Origin of the sequence: Romboutsia lituseburensis, assembly GCF_024723825.1 — a bacterium.
GTDB lineage: Bacteria > Bacillota > Clostridia > Peptostreptococcales > Peptostreptococcaceae > Romboutsia_F > Romboutsia_F lituseburensis_A.
In genome coordinates this window covers 3,232,133-3,248,600 of record NZ_JANQBQ010000001.1, presented here as the reverse complement: position 1 = coordinate 3,248,600, position 16,468 = coordinate 3,232,133, and the positions used below count along the sequence as shown (strand labels likewise).

Annotated in this window: 15 protein-coding genes; 2 read left to right on the top strand and 13 right to left on the bottom strand. The window is 28.9% G+C overall.

From position 1 onward, the window contains the following. Positions 1-14: 14 nt before the first annotated feature. Positions 15-647 (top strand): hypothetical protein, encoded by a 633-nt coding sequence (locus NWE74_RS15670; protein ID WP_258243902.1) that lies wholly within the window; start codon positions 15-17, stop codon positions 645-647. Between the two features lie 85 nt (positions 648-732). Further along, positions 733-2,928, top strand: a complete 2,196-nt coding sequence (locus NWE74_RS15665) for a DNA topoisomerase (protein WP_258243901.1) — start codon at positions 733-735, stop codon at positions 2,926-2,928. 305 nt (positions 2,929-3,233) lie between these two features. Here the strand turns inward: NWE74_RS15665 and NWE74_RS15660 are convergent, their stop codons facing one another. From NWE74_RS15660 to NWE74_RS15600, 13 genes are all read right to left on the bottom strand, one after another. Next, positions 3,234-3,482, bottom strand: coding sequence for a zinc ribbon domain-containing protein (locus NWE74_RS15660; protein ID WP_092725531.1), 249 nt, complete (start codon positions 3,480-3,482; stop codon positions 3,234-3,236). Positions 3,483-3,663: 181 nt separating this feature from the next. Continuing rightward, entirely contained in the window at positions 3,664-6,288 is a 2,625-nt protein-coding gene (gene ppdK, locus NWE74_RS15655; protein ID WP_334304170.1) for a pyruvate, phosphate dikinase, read from the bottom strand. A 36-nt stretch (positions 6,289-6,324) separates the two neighbouring features. After that, entirely contained in the window at positions 6,325-7,161 is an 837-nt protein-coding gene (locus NWE74_RS15650; protein ID WP_258243899.1) for a pyruvate, water dikinase regulatory protein, read from the bottom strand. Between the two features lie 10 nt (positions 7,162-7,171). Then, entirely contained in the window at positions 7,172-7,810 is a 639-nt protein-coding gene (locus tag NWE74_RS15645; RefSeq protein ID WP_258243898.1) for a helix-turn-helix transcriptional regulator, read from the bottom strand. Between the two features lie 360 nt (positions 7,811-8,170). Beyond that, entirely contained in the window at positions 8,171-10,237 is a 2,067-nt protein-coding gene (gene glyS, locus NWE74_RS15640) for a glycine--tRNA ligase subunit beta (protein WP_258243897.1), read from the bottom strand. 2 nt (positions 10,238-10,239) lie between these two features. Continuing rightward, positions 10,240-11,115, bottom strand: coding sequence for a glycine--tRNA ligase subunit alpha (gene glyQ / locus NWE74_RS15635; protein WP_258243896.1), 876 nt, complete (start codon positions 11,113-11,115; stop codon positions 10,240-10,242). Between the two features lie 153 nt (positions 11,116-11,268). Then, entirely contained in the window at positions 11,269-11,874 is a 606-nt protein-coding gene (locus tag NWE74_RS15630; protein WP_258243895.1) for a DUF4342 domain-containing protein, read from the bottom strand. Then, on the bottom strand, positions 11,867-12,640 hold the full coding sequence (recO, locus tag NWE74_RS15625; protein ID WP_258243894.1) for a DNA repair protein RecO: 774 nt from the start codon (positions 12,638-12,640) through the stop codon (positions 11,867-11,869). The genes NWE74_RS15630 and recO overlap by 8 nt, the downstream gene beginning before the upstream one ends. Continuing rightward, positions 12,606-12,761, bottom strand: coding sequence for a YqzL family protein (locus tag NWE74_RS15620; RefSeq protein ID WP_258243893.1), 156 nt, complete (start codon positions 12,759-12,761; stop codon positions 12,606-12,608). Before NWE74_RS15620 ends, recO begins: the two co-directional genes overlap by 35 nt. 72 nt (positions 12,762-12,833) lie before the next feature. After that, positions 12,834-14,213, bottom strand: coding sequence for a magnesium transporter (gene mgtE / locus NWE74_RS15615; RefSeq protein ID WP_258243892.1), 1,380 nt, complete (start codon positions 14,211-14,213; stop codon positions 12,834-12,836). Between the two features lie 11 nt (positions 14,214-14,224). Continuing rightward, the gene (era, locus tag NWE74_RS15610; RefSeq protein ID WP_258243891.1) at positions 14,225-15,115 is read right to left on the bottom strand and encodes a GTPase Era; all 891 of its coding nucleotides are present in this window, start codon (positions 15,113-15,115) and stop codon (positions 14,225-14,227) included. A gap of 33 nt (positions 15,116-15,148) precedes the next feature. Continuing rightward, positions 15,149-15,559 (bottom strand): cytidine deaminase, encoded by a 411-nt coding sequence (gene cdd / locus NWE74_RS15605; RefSeq protein ID WP_258243890.1) that lies wholly within the window; start codon positions 15,557-15,559, stop codon positions 15,149-15,151. Positions 15,560-15,747: 188 nt separating this feature from the next. Further along, the gene (locus NWE74_RS15600) at positions 15,748-16,464 is read right to left on the bottom strand and encodes a diacylglycerol kinase (protein WP_092725519.1); all 717 of its coding nucleotides are present in this window, start codon (positions 16,462-16,464) and stop codon (positions 15,748-15,750) included. Between the last annotated feature and the right edge of the window lie 4 nt (positions 16,465-16,468).

Genomic DNA, 16,468 nt, shown 5'->3' with positions numbered 1-16,468 from the left:
TTAGGAGGAATAAAATGAACTTATTGCCTATACCTTGGATGAAACAGAAATTAGAAGTTCTTTATGAAACAAACTTATATGGGAACTTATATATAATGTATACGGATCTTAACTTTAAAAACTACACAAATATAACTACATCAATTTTATTAGATTTATTAGAAGACTATAATATAAATGTAGACCGTAATAGTCCATTATATATTTATTTACCTTTAGAATTAGATGCCTTCACTAGAGATCTAATAGTTAATTTTAAATCTTTATTCAAAGAAAATTTATGCATTATATTAGGTGGTTATAAAAACAAATTTAATAATGAAACAGAACTTGATATAGTTGAAAATTTATATATTAAATACCCTCAACTTAATAATATTATTGATTATGCTTTTTTAATTGACGACTCTAAATGCTATGAAATTTTTACATCCTTATCTGATACTCAAAGAGTTTACATTAAGCCAGAATCATCTTGTACTATTTCAGGGGTAACTTTAAATTATCATTTAAAAAGCTTAAATCCTAATAATACAAATCATTTAGCATTTGTAAGCTTAATGGATGATTGTGAAAATGGAAATTTCCTTGATTGTTATATAAAAGGATTTACCAATAATAACAATAATTTTAATTATAATTTGTAGACTGCCTTGCAGTCTTTTCTTTTTTTATGATAATATATTTAAGGTTATGATGTAAAATTTTGACTAATTTGAAGGGAGGTTCTTTATGAAACTAATATTAGCCGAAAAACCATCAGTTGCAAAAACAATAGCATCATTTTTAGGTGCTAAAACGAGATGTGATGGATATTTCGAAGGAAATGGATATATAGTCACATATGCAGTTGGACATCTAGTTGGTCTATACGATATGAAAGATTATGATAAAGATAGATACTCTGGTTCATGGAGAATGGATAATTTTCCTTTTATACCTAATGAAAAATTTAAATTTAAAGTTGATAGTTCTAAGAAAAAACAGTTTGATATAGTAAAAAAGCTTTTACATAGAGATGATATTGAGTATATTATAAATGCTACAGATAATGATCGTGAAGGAGAGTTAATCTCCTTTTTAATCTTTTTACTTGCAAAAAATAAAAAACCTGTAAAAAGAATCCTTGTAAATGAATGGACACCTGAGGATATTACAAGAGGTATAAATAACTTAAAAGATGATTGCGATATGAGAAATCTGCAGGCAGCCGGATACACTAGACTTATAACAGACTGGCTTATAGGAATTAACTTTACCTCTGTAGCTACTTTAAAGTATGGTAATGGTAAGTTACTTAACATAGGTCGTGTAATACTTCCTACCGTAAAGTTAGTTTATGACAGAGATATGGAAATTTTAAACTTTATTCCTAAAACCTATTATGAAATAGAAGGACATTTTAAATGTGACAACGGAGAATATAAGGGTAAATATATAAAAGGTAAAGAAAGTAAATTCGATACAATCGAAGAAGTTAATGAAGTTATAAACAGCATAAAATCTGATACTGGTAAGATATTGGATAAAAAGGTTAGCATGTCTAAAGAATATGCACCAAAACTTTTCAGTTTAACATCTTTACAAGGATATATTACATCAAAGTATTCAAATTTCACATCTGATAAAGTTTTAAGTGTATGTCAGTCGTTATATGAAGGTAAAGGTAAAGGTGGGTATATAACATATCCTAGAACTGATTCAGTTTACTTAGAAGAAAGTTTAACATCTAAAGTATCACAAGCTTTAGATAAACTAAAATTAGGTTTACCCTATGAAGATAAAATTAAATTTTCTAAAACAAAAAGAGTTTTTGATTCATCTAAGGTTGATAGCCATAGTGCTATAACACCTACATATATAATTCCTAATAATTTAAGTAAGGATGAATCAATAGTATATAATGCTATTAAAGATAGATTCATTGCTAACTTTATGCCACCTGCTGAATATGAAAATACTGAAATCAAAACAGATGTAGATAATAATATATTTTTAACTAAAGGTAAAGTTTTAAAAACAAAAGGATATCTTGAAGTTTATAATAAAGAGGAAAAAGATGATTTACTTCCTATGGTAAATAAGGATGAAATAGTTGATGTTATAGATATAAAGCCTTTAACTAAACAAACTACACCTCCTAAGCCTTATACTGAAGATACTTTACTTAAAGCTATGAAAAACTGTGGTAAAAGTGTTTCAGATGATGATACTACTGTTTTATCAGGGTATTCAATAGGTACGTCGGCTACGCGTGCTGACGTTTTAAAAAAGATTCTTCAAGTTGGATATGTTAATAAAAAAGGAAAATCTTATGCAATAACTGATTTAGGTAAAAACCTAGTTGAAATATTCCCTGTAAAAGAATTGCTAGATGTGGATTATACAGGTAAGCTAGAAAAAAGCCTAAGTGATATTCAAAAAGGAACTTTTACTAGAAAAGAATACTTAACTAATATAATGAATTTTATATATTCAAACGTTAATTTAATAAAAAATGATTCACCTAAAAATATAAGCACAGAAAATTATATCTATAATCCTAAAACTAAAAAATTTACTAAAGAATCACATAAGTCATCTAGTGAATCTAAATCTAAAAATGCAAAATCGCCTAGCTCAACTAATGAAGCTTTAGGTAAGTGCCCTATTTGTCAGTCAGATGTAGTAGAAATAGAAAAGGGCTATATTTGTAATAACTATAAAGAATGTAGATTTGGTATATGGAAAAATGATAAGTTTTTAGAGTATTATAAGAAAAAGCCTAATAAAACTATGGTCAAAAGCATATTAAAAAATGGCCAAGCAAAAGTTAAATCTTTAACTTCTAAACAAGGAAATAAATTTGATGCTATCTTAAAATATTCAAAAAAAGATAATGGATATTTTGGTTGGGATATAGAAATAGAAAAAGAAACTACAAAGTAGTTTCTTTTTTAATTTTTCAAAAATTAGTAACCTTATTAAAAAAAATTCATATTATTATTGTAGTAGTAAAATATTTCTTTTCATATATTTAATCCTACCTTAAATATATATCTTATTTATTTATAAATAAGAATTCGAAACACTAAATTAGCCTATAATTATTCATTTCTATATTAAAACAAAATCTTAATCTAAAGTTTTTAAAGATGATTTTGTTGAAATTCTATTTTATAAGAATATTATCCTAAATGGATAATATATAATTACTAGAATTATAAAAAAGGTTGCTAAAAAATTAGCAACCTTTATTCTTTTTGATTTAAACTTTCATCAATTTTACATCTTGCCATCTTAATAAAATCAGAAAAATTATAGTTTTTTAATTTACAACCACACTTTGGACAGTATTCTAATTTTTTAGAAACTAAAGCTTTGCAATTTGGTTCTGGACATCTAATTTTTTCATTAGCTTCATACACTTTTAACCCACATCTAGGACATATAGTTCCTGGTCTTGAAGATACCTCTTTTCCGCACCTTGGGCATTTAGTCATATCACTCCCCCCATTCTATATACAACTAAATTTCAAAACATTTCAATATATAATATGCAATGTATTAGCTATATGTGAAAATTTAATGTATTATAATTTCCTTAAGCATAAAAAATCTCTTACCTAATTAAACACTTTAACTATGTTTATATTAAGTAAGAGATTTATTCTTTATTTAAAATTATTTATTTTTCTTAATTGCTGCTTGAGCTGCTGCAAGTCTTGCTATTGGAACTCTAAATGGAGAGCAAGATACATAGTTAAGTCCTAAATTGTAACAGAATTCTACTGTTGAAGGTTCTCCTCCATGTTCTCCACATATACCTAGTTTTAAATTAGGTTTAGCACTTTTTCCTAATTTAACACCCATTTCAACTAGTTTTCCAACACCTTTTTGATCTAATACCTCAAATGGATCTTTCTCTAATAACTCTCTATTTACATATTCTCCTAAGAATTTACCTGCATCATCTCTTGAGTATCCAAAAGTCATTTGAGTTAAGTCATTAGTACCAAAACTAAAGAAGTCTGCTTCTTGAGCTATTTCATCAGCAGTTAAACAAGCTCTAGGTATTTCTATCATTGTTCCTATCGTATAATCTATTTTTACACATTCTTGCGCTATTATATTATCTATAGTTTCTTTTATCATTTCTCTTATTACTTTTAATTCTTTTACTTCACCAACTAAAGGTATCATTATTTCAGGTATTACTTTTACACCTTCTTTAGTTGATTGTATTGCACCTTGTATTATAGCCTTAGCTTGCATATCATATATTTCTGGGAATGTTATTGCTAATCTACATCCTCTATGTCCAAGCATAGGGTTAAACTCATCTAAATCTACTATTCTTCTTTTTATCTCATTAGGATCTAGTTTCATTATCTTAGCTAAGCTATTTATAGATTCTTCATCATGAGGTAAGAATTCATGTAATGGTGGATCTAGTAGTCTTATATTTACACATTTACCATCCATAACTTTAAATATTTCAAAGAAATCTTTTCTTTGCATTGGTAATAATTTTTCTAATGCAACTAATCTTTGTTCTAATGTTTTTGATAGTATCATTTCTCTTACTGCTGGTATTCTATCTTCTTCAAAGAACATATGCTCAGTTCTACATAATCCTATTCCTTCAGCTCCAAATTTAACTGCACAAGCAGCATCTCTTGGATTATCTGCATTTGTTCTTACCATCATATCTCTATATTTATCTACCCATGTCATTAACACCTCAAAGTTACCTGTTAATGATACGTCTGTTTTTTCAACAGCTCCTATATATACACAACCTGTTGAACCGTCTAGTGAAATATATTCACCTTCTTGTATTACTGCATTTTCTGTTCTTATTTCCTTGTTATGTTCATCTACTTTGATTTCTGAGCATCCAGCAACACAACATTTACCCATACCACGAGCTACAACGGCTGCATGAGATGTCATTCCACCTCTTGCAGTAAGAATACCTTCTGCACAAATCATACCTTCTATATCTTCAGGTGATGTTTCAAGTCTTACAAGTATAGCTTCTTCGCCTTTTTCATGTGCTTTAACAACATCTTCAGCATTAAAGTAAACTTTTCCACTTGCTGCACCTGGAGATGCTGGCAATCCTTTAGCTATTACTGTAGCTTTATTTAAAGCTTTGCTTTCAAAGCTTGGATGTAGTAATTGATCTAATTGCTTAGGATCAATTCTCATTAGAGCTTCTTTTTCATCTATGATTTTATCGTTAACTAAGTCAACAGCTATATTTATAGATGCACTTGCTGTTCTCTTTCCATTTCTAGTTTGTAATATATATAATTTTTCTCTTTCTATAGTAAACTCTATATCTTGCATATCTTTATAATGATTTTCAAGTATAGAAGTAATTTTCACAAATTCATCGTATGCTTTTGGCATAACATCTTTAAGTGAAGATATATTTTGAGGTGTTCTTATTCCTGCAACTACATCTTCTCCCTGTGCATTTATTAGGAATTCTCCAAAAAGTTTATTCTCTCCTGTTGATGGGTTTCTTGTAAATGCTACTCCTGTACCACTAGTTTCACCCATATTTCCAAATACCATAGATTGAATATTTACTGCTGTTCCTAAATTATGAGGTATATCATTTAGTTTACGATATATTGTTGCACGTGGATTATTCCATGATTTAAATACTGCCTTTATAGCAAGCATTAGTTGTTCCTTTGGTTCTTCAGGGAACTCTTGTCTTATCTCTTTTTTATAAATTTCTTTGTATTTTTTTACTATTTCTTTTAAATCTTCTACTGTTAATTCAGTATCAAACTTATATCCTTTACTTTCTTTTGCATCATCTAATACATTTTCAAATTTATACTTAGGTATTCCCATTGCTACATCAGAGAACATTTGTATAAATCTTCTATAACTATCATATGCAAATCTTTCATTTTGAGTTGCTTTATATAAAGCTTGTACGCTTATATCATTTAATCCTAAGTTTAATATTGTATCCATCATACCAGGCATAGAGAATACTGCACCTGAACGAACTGATAATAAAAGTGGATTTTCATTGCATCCTAATTTTTTATTTAAATTATTTTCTAGATTTTCTAAATGTTTTTCTATTTCTTTTATTATTTCATCTCTTATTGTTTCACTATTTATATAATAATCATTACATGCATCTGTAGTAATTGTAAAACCTGGAGGGACTGGTAATCCTATTTTTGTCATTTCAGCAAGATTTGCACCTTTACCTCCAAGTAAAGACTTCATTTCTTTATTACCTTCATTAAAACTATAAACATATTTAGCTTCCATCATTTAAACACCCCATTAATTTATTTTTAGCGAATCTTATTTTTCGCCGTCTTTGTACACTCTTAAACCATTTTCTTTCATAATATCAAGAATAATTCCTGCTGTTTCTTCTATGGCTTTGCTAGATACATCTATTACAGGACATCCTATCCTTTTCATTATTTGCTCTGAATAATCTAACTCTTGAAGTATTCTTTCTAAGTTAGCATAACTTGCATTGCTCGATAATCCTAACGCCTTAAGTCTTTCTTGTCTTATTATGTTAAGTTTCTCTGGAGTATTAGTAAGACCTATAATTTTTTTCGGATTTATTTCAAATACCTCTTTAGGTATAGGTATTTCTGGAACTAAAGGAACATTTGCAACCTTTATATTCTTATTAGCTAGATACATACTTAGTGGTGTTTTCGATGTTCTCGATATTCCAACTAATACAATATCTGATTTTAATACACCTCTTGGATCTTTTCCATCATCGTATTTAACAGCAAATTCTATAGCTTCAACTCTTTTGAAGTAGCTTTCATCTAATTTTCTTATGATACCAGGCTCTCTTTTAGGCTTTGTATTAGTTTTATTTGTTATCTCTCTTAGTAAAGGTGTCATTAAGTCTACATGACTTAATCCCTCTTCTTCACAAAAACTCTTAGTTATATTTAATAAATTTTCATCAACTAAAGTGTATACGATTATTGCATTTTCATTTTTACCACTATTTAGTATTTCTAATAAAAATTTAGAATCTATAACATAAGGGAATCTCCTAATTTCATAATCTTCATTCATATTAAATTGAGATATAGCAGCCTTTGTAACTTGCTGCGCTGTTTCACCTACAGAGTCTGATATTACATATATAATTAAATTTTCCATATATTCCTCCTTAATTGTCAGTCAACTCTAAAAATAACTTAGTTATGTTAGTTTTAGACATTCTACCTACAGCCTTAGCTTGTGTTTTGTCATTCTTATCATATTCAATTACAGGTATAGAATCTACTTCATGCTCTATTATTTTTTTAGCTGCTAATACGATGTCTTCATCCTTAGTTATAGTTACTACATTAGGCATTCTAGTCATTATCATTCCTATAGGCATTTTATTAATATCTGCCCCTCCTATTGTAGCTTTTAATAAATCTTTCCTAGATACGATTCCACATAGAAACTCATCCTCATCTATTATAAAGATGCTTCCTACATCGGCTAAAAACATTGTTACTATAACTTCATATATGCTCATATCTTTTTTTACTTGTATAGGCATACTCATTATATCTTCAACTTTTTTATCTTTTATTTTGTTGCTCATTAAATTAATTTCGCTAACTCCAGAGTAAAAATATCCAACTTTCGGTCTTGCGTCTAGAATTCCTGTCATAGTTAATATAGCCAAATCAGATCTTAATGTTGCACGAGTTACATTTAAATGAGCAGCAATACTTTCACTTGTTATAGGCTCATTAGCTTTTACAATATCAATAATTTTTAATTGTCTTTGATTAAGTTGAATAATACTCACCTTCTTTCATTTGTGCTATACTATTTATCACTTGCACCTTATATAGTATATTATATATCCATTTATATGCACATGTAAATGTTTTTGTTCTATTTTTTATATACTTTTTATTTTTAAGTGTACACTATTTAGTTTTTTAACTTAATTAATGGGGTTTATTTATTAAATAATGTAGCTAAATTGTTTATTATACATTCTATTATAATATATTATTGCTTATATTAACCAATTTTAAATCTAATTTGTGTAATTTTTATCATACTTTTACCTAATTTATATACTTACACAAACCTATATATCTTATTTATATTTAAAAACGATAATAAGGCTAAAGGTTAATCCCCTTTAGCCTCATCTATATTATTTATAAACTATCTTAGATAAATCGCATATACTTAACATTGTATCATATATCTGTTTAAGTAATCCTAATCTATTATTCTTTATAGCTTCATCCTTATCCATTACCATAACACTATCAAACATAGCGTCGATTGATGGTCTAAGTGATGCAAAACAATCTAGAGACTCGCTGTATTTTTTTTCATTCAGTAGTTCATTTACTTTCTCTTTGATAACTTTAAATTCATTGTATAACTTAACTTCAGCATCTTCTTTTAATAAACTTTCAGATACATCACTAGAAATAGCTTTTTGAGCTAAAGTAGATACTCTATTAAATGCTGTTAGCATTTCTACCAATTCATCTTTTTGTAACCAGTTGTTAAGTTCTATAGCTCTTAAATTCATATCAGATATATCGTCTATATTAGAACTTAATACTGCATCTATAACATCATATCTTATTCCTAATTCTCTGAATAAGTTTTTAATTCTTTCTTTGAAGAATTCCATCATCTGTGCTGTAACTTCTTCTTTGTTGAATTCTATGTTAGTATAATTTTCTAATGCTAATTCTATTAATGATTTTAAGCTCACATCTATTTTGCTATCCATTATTATATTAATTATACCTAACGCTTGACGTCTTAATGCATAAGGGTCTTGTGATCCAGTTGGTTGTATGCCTATTGCAAAGAATCCTGCTATTGAATCTAATTTATCTGCTATAGATAAAGCTATACCTGGATTTGTTTTTGGAAGTATATCTCCTGCAAATCTAGGTAAGTAATGCTCAAATATAGCTTCACTTACTGATTCATTTTCACCACTAACTTTTGCATACTCTCTTCCCATTACCCCTTGAAGTTCTGTAAATTCAAATACCATTCCTGTAACTAAGTCAGCTTTACAAAGTTTTGCAGCTCTCTTTGTATCTTCATTTTCATTAGATAAACCTAATAAATTAAGTATATCTGTACTTAGTTTTTCTATTCTTAAAGTTTTATCGTAAACTGTACCTAACTTAGCTTGGAATACTACACTCTTTAATTTTTCTATATAGCTTTCTAAGCTCTTTTTAGTATCTTCTTTATAGAAAAATAGTGCATCTGCAAGTCTAGCTTCTAAAACTTTTTCATTACCTTTTTTAACATTCTCTATCTTGTAATCATCACCATTTCTAACTGCTATAAAGTTTGGTAATAACTTACCATCTTTAAGAACAGGGAAATATCTTTGATGTTGTTGCATTGGTGTAGTTACAACTTCTTTTGGAAGCTTAGCATAATCTGCATCAAATTCTCCATAGAATGCTGTTGGATATTCTACTAGATGAGTTACTTCTTCTAATAAATCTTCATCAAATTCAATTTCTCCACCTAATGATTTTGCTACTTCTATACATTGGTTTTTAATTATTTCTTTTCTTTTCACTTGATCTAAAATTACATAATTTTCTTCTAATTTAGCAAAATAGTCTTCAAGTGAAGTTACTTCAAACTCACTTTGTCCTAAGAATCTATGTCCTTTAGTAACATTCGATGAAACTATGCCTTCTAAGTCTACTTCAAGTACATTATCATTTAATAATATTACCATCCATCTTATAGGTCTAGCAAATTTCATATTTTTCCCACCCCAACGCATTGCTTTAGGGAATACTACAGACTTAACAGCTTCTGGTAGTATTGTTTTTAGTACTTTTGATGTATCACAACCTGCTTGTCTTATAGTTCCGAATATGTATTCATCTTTTCCAACAGTCTTAAATACTACATCTTCTTCTTTAAGACCTTTACTTTTCATAAATCCAAGTGCTGGTTTTGTAAAGTTTCCTTCTGCATCTATTGCAATTTTTTTAGAAGGACCTTTAACTTCTTCTTCTAAATCACTTTGTTTATCACTTATACCTTCAACTACAAAAGTTAATCTTCTTGGAGTTCCATAAGTTTTTATATCATTAAAGTTTATTCTATTTTCTTTAAATAATTTAGTTAAGTTACTTTTTATTTGTCCTAAAGTAGACTCAACGAATCTTGATGGTAGTTCTTCAACTCCAACTTCAAATAAAAGATAATTATTCATTATTATTTACCCTCCTTTATAAGTGGGAATCCCATTTCTTCTCTTTGTTTAACATAAGCAGAAGAAACATTTCTTGCCATAGTTCTTACTCTACCTATAAATGATGCTCTTTGACTTACTCCTACAGCACCTCTCGCATCTAAAGTGTTAAATGTATGAGAACATTTTAAAACATAATCATATGCTGGTATTACTAGATTTCTTTCTATAAGTTTAGTAGCTTCTTTTTCGTATGTATCAAATAAATTAAATAACATATCTGCATCACATGCTTCAAATGCATATACAGAGTTTTCATATTCAGCTTGCTTAAATACATCGCCATAAGTTAATTCATCATTCCACATTAAGTCATAAACACTGTCAACTTCTTGTATGTACATAGCAAGTCTTTCAAGTCCATATGTTATTTCTCCAGTTTCAAGTTCACACTCGATACCTCCAACTTGTTGGAAATATGTAAATTGAGTAATTTCCATTCCATCTAACCATACTTCCCATCCAAGTCCCCAAGCACCAACTGTTGTAGATTCCCAGTTATCTTCGACAAATCTTATATCATGTTCTTTTGGATCTATACCGATTTGCTTTAAACTTTCTAAATATAGCTCTTGTATATTATCTGGTGACGGTTTTAATATAACTTGGAATTGATGATGTTGATATAATCTATTTGGATTCTCACCATATCTACCATCTGCTGGCCTTCTAGATGGTTCTACGTAGCATACTTTCCAAGGTTCTGGACCTAACGATCTTAAAAGAGTGTTTGGATTCATTGTTCCTGCACCTTTTTCTACATCATAAGGTTGCATCATGATACATCCTTGCTTAGCCCAGTAATTTTGCAATGTTAGTATCATATTTTGAAAATTCATGAGAGTACCTCCTATAAGCTTACGACTTAGTTTATCGTTTATTATTTGAAAAAGCCTTTCGTTTCTACGAAAGGCCTTTTATCAGTTCTTTTCTAACTTTTAGAATATCAAATTCTTTAATTTTTGTCAATGTGAATGCTAAATCCTGACATTCTACTCATCTTTTTTATCTAGATTTATAGTTATACTTTCATCTTCTTTCATAAGTTCATCAGTTATATCTTTATCGTCCTTTTTGTTATCCACTACAACATCTTTAACTTCTTTTGCTGTATTAGTTAACATTTGCTTTAGCATATTAAGCTTTTCTTCATTTAATTCACCTAAATCGACGATTGATCCATCCTCTTCATTTTGGATCATTATGTTGTATTTTCCTATAACTGCCGCTGATAAACCAACTAAAGTAACTAATGGACCTAGTGCTAAACCAACAACACCTACTGTTAAAGGTATATTCATTACAACTTTTCCATTTTTTTCAACTATAACTCTTATTACGCTACTTTTCTTTAAAAGCTCTTTAACTTGAACCTTTAAGTCTTTAAGATCTTCATTATCCTTAGAAAATACTTGCTCTACTGTTTTTTTAGCTTGTTTCGTTTTACCTCCAAATCCTTTTTGAGATTCTAGTAAAATTACAGCTTCTATTACATCTCCATTACATTCTAGAAGAGCCTTTTTAGCATCTGCATAAGTTGCATTTGGAACTCTTTCTGTAACTGCATCTAACTTTTCTATAGTTATATTGCTACTCACCCTTATCAACTCCCTTATTATTTTGTATGCTTTGTAATAAGTTTAATGATTTTAAATTCACATTGTCAACATAAATATTTAGATATTGTTTTAATATTTTTCCTAACTCATAAGTTATATACTTTGAAACTTTTGCCTTGCTGCACTGTAATATATCATTACTTAATATATATTCCATTAGTTTCAAAGTTGTTATATCAATATCTAAGTTATTTTCACTATTTTCACTACATATTTTGCACAATGTTCCACCTTCATACACATTAAAAGTAGGTTTGCCTAAATTCTTAGTTCCACATCCACAACATCTATTTACTACCGGCTTAAATCCTATATAGTCTAAGAATTTTAATTCAAATGCTCTAGTTATATATTTTTTATCTACATCTGTCTGTGTATACAAGTGTAGAGTTTGGGCAAGTAGTATAAATAGCCTATTGTTAGTTTGATTTTCAAGAGTGGATCCTTCCACTAGTTTTGTAATATAAGTTGCGTACGAAAAAGCTTCTATATCATAAGAAATATCATAAAAGCTTTTTATAATATCACTTTGGCTTACCCTGTACATGCTTCCTTGCTTTTTAAGGGTGTAATTTGAATAAGAAAAAAGCTGCGAAGATGAAAGCAAAGAACTTTTATTTTTTTTCGCACCTTTTGCTAATGCAGCAACCTTACCAAGCTTTCTTGTAAACAAAGTTAATATTACATCATTTTCTTCGTACCTTACAGCTTTAAGTACTATCCCCTGGGTATTCAATATTATCATAGTCTGTTTCTATCTCCCTCATATCTTCATTTTCTTGATGTAAACTTTTACAATCCTGTAAATACAGATAGGCTTCTATACTACCCGTCTTTTTAAAAACTTCCCAACATAAATTGTTCATTTTTAAAAAACCCCCTTCTTACGGTTATAATTATATTTTTAGTAAGAAGAGGGTAAATAATACATGAAGTTATTAGACAATTTTTGACAATAATATAGTAGTAATAAATATATATATAGCTATCCCTGTAATATCAAGGGCTGTAGCTATAACAGGAGCTGATATTATAGATGGATCTACATCTAATTTTTTGAATAAAACAGGCATAAACGCACCTATCATTGCTCCTAATATCATATTTATAAATAAAGATATTGATACAATCAAAACTATATTTATATCATTTATAAATATATAAGTTGCAATTCCTACAAGAATTGAACATATTACACCCGTAATAAGACCTACAATACCTTCTCTTATAACATTGCTAAACTCTAAATCTTTATTAGAAAGCGCCATTACAGTTAAGACTGATGATTGAGTTCCTATATTTCCACCCATGCCTATGACAACCGGTATAAAAAATACTAAAGATCTATAAGTAGGATTCATTACAAAATCTAAATTAGAAAGTATTAAACTTGATATTAATCCTCCTATTAAAGTTATAGCAAGCCATGGAATTCTAGCTCTAACAGAAGAAAATATTTGCTCTTTAGGAGTTGGATTTACTTTTTCAACGAACTCCCTTTCTTGCTCTGATGTACCTGCAAACTTATACATATCTTCACTTGCTTCTTCTTCCATTACATCAATTATATCATCTACTGTTATTATTCCTTTTAACTTTTGTTGTCTATCTATAACAGGTATTGCTATTAAATTATATTTTGATACCAGCCTTACAGCTTCTTCTCTATCTTCATCTACATAAACAGAAATAATATTTTCACTCATTAAGTCTTCAACTATACTAGCATCTCGTGCAGTTATTAATTCTCTTAGTGATAATACACCCACTAATCTTTCATCATTATCAACTACATATATATAGTATATGGTTTCTGCATCTTGAGCATTTTCTCTCATATGCTTTATAGCCTGCTTAGCTGTCATATCTTTATTTATTTCTATATACCCAGTGGTCATAATTCCACCTGTAGATTCTTCTTCATATATTAATAATTCTTTTACATCATCAGCATCTTCTTGACTTAGAAGCTCCATTATTTCTTCTCTCTCATCTTCTTGTAGCTGACTTAGTATATCTGCCATATCATCCAGAGACATTAATTCTAATATGTTTCTTCGATGATCTATATCTATTTTGGATAATATAGTGCTAAAAAAATCTACATCACTTTCTTCTAATATCGAAGCAGCCATATCTAGAGGTAGGACTTCAAATAATTTTATTTTCATATCCTCATCTAGATGCTCCATAATATCGAAAATATCTATTATATGATATTCTTCAAGTAATTCTCTTAACTCTAATATTTTGTTGTTTTCTATTAATATCTTGACTTCACTTAATAAATCCTGGGAAGCATCTTGTTTCCTATCCATATAATCCACCTTTATTTTTCAGTATATCCAAAATTACTTACATAATTTTGTAGGTTTCTCCAGTTCTCTTTTACTTTAACCCATAACTGAAGATTCGCTTGAGACCCTAAAAGTAATTCTATATCTTCTCTAGCTGATTTTCCTATACCTTTTAACTTTCTTCCATTCTTACCTATTATTATACCCTTATGAGAGTCTCTTTCACAATATATAACAGCTGATATATCAACTATTTCTTTATCTTTTCTAGATTTCATTTTTTCTATTTCAACAGCAACTCCATGAGGAATTTCATCATGTACATAATGTAGCACTTTTTCTCTTATTAGTTCTGATACTAAAACTCTTTCTGGTTGATCTGTTATCATATATTCTGGGAAGTATTTAGGACCTTCTTCTAGATACTTTTGAACTACTTTTAAAAGTTCCTTAACATTTCTTCCTTTTAACGCTGATATTGGTACTATCTCTTTAAATACACCTTCAGCATGATACATTTTCATTAAATCAAATAAGTCTTGTTCTTCAATTTGGTCCATTTTGTTTATAACTAATATTACTGGAGTTTTTATACTTCTAAGATCTTCTATTATCATTCTATCTCCAGGCCCTATCTTTTTAGACTCATCAACTACATATAACACTACATCTACATTTTTAAATGCATCAGTAGCTGACTTAACCATAAACTCACCTAATTTATTCTTTGGTTTATGTATTCCTGGTGTATCTAAAAATACAACTTGGCACTCTTCATCTGTATGTACCGCTTGTATTGTATTTCTTGTTGTTTGAGGTTTATCACTCATTATTGCTATCTTTTCTCCAACTACATTATTCATAAGAGTAGATTTCCCTACATTTGGTCTACCTACTATACTAACAAATCCTGATTTAAACATTTTGTCATTTCTCCTCTATATTATAATCTTTCGTTATTTAATTTCTCTAAAATCACTACCTGCAAAATAATTAGGTACTAAATCTTTTATTGTGCATTCATATATATCACCTTCAGAATATCCTGTTACTATCTTTATATCTATTCCAAATTCTAAAATCACCTGTCTGCATATACCACATGGATATGTCGGTTCATTCTTTTCTGAATTATCACTTGCTATTGCTATTTTGTCTATATCATTATCACCTTCTGATATAGCCTTAAAAATAGCAGTTCTTTCAGCACAATTGGTCCCACCAAAAGATGCACATTCAACGTTACATCCTGTATAAACTTTTCCACTTTTAGTTAACAGGGCTGCTCCTACTTTAAAGTTTGAGTACGGTGAGTGAGAATATTTTCTTGCATCTTCAGCTATCTTTAATAATTGTTTATTATCCATTATAATGTGCCTCCTATTTTTTTATATAAGTTATATTATAATAAATATATAATAAATATTCTTATTTTCTCATTTTCTTGTTACCTTTATTTAGTACCTTACATTATAACATAAAAAAGAAGTCTTGCAGACTTCTTTTTTATATAAGGTCTGCTAATTAATTCACATCCCCTTAAGTTTTTGATTTATTATCCAACTATTTTAAGTTGATATACTAAAAGTCCTATTAAAACTCCTAAAATAGCTCCAGCTACAGTTTCCCAAAACGTATGTATTTTACCTTCTATCCTACTTTGAGCTACAAGTACTGCCATTAAATAAGATAACGTTGATACTGTAAGTCCAGCTTCTATAAGCGTTACTAACGTAGCCATTGCAAATGCTAATGCTGCATGACCACTAGGCATACCTCCTTTTAGGGGCGTTCCCGTAGATGTTAGTGCTTTTACTACAACTACAGCTATAAGAACTAATACTATACAAATTAAAGTTACATGCAACTGAGATTGTCTAATTGTATATATTAATGAATCAGATATAGTAGTTAATTTATTATAAAATATAAGATATCCTACAGCAACTGAGTTTAAAGTTGCTATTAGTACTCCTCCTGCTGCAACATCTTTTGCTATTTTAGCCAAAGGATGATAAGTATCGGTTACCATATCTATTGTTTTTTCTATAGCAGTATTAAACATCTCAGATATTACAACTAAACTTATCGAAAATATTAGCATTATCATTTCAAGTCTATTATCTATAAAAAATAAACTTGCTAAAAGCACTATAACTGCTACACAATAATGTATTTTCATATTTCTTTCTGATTTAAAAGTGTATAAAATACCTTCTATTGCAGCATTAAATGCTTGAATTATCCCCTGACGTGTTTTTTTTTGTTTCATAAGG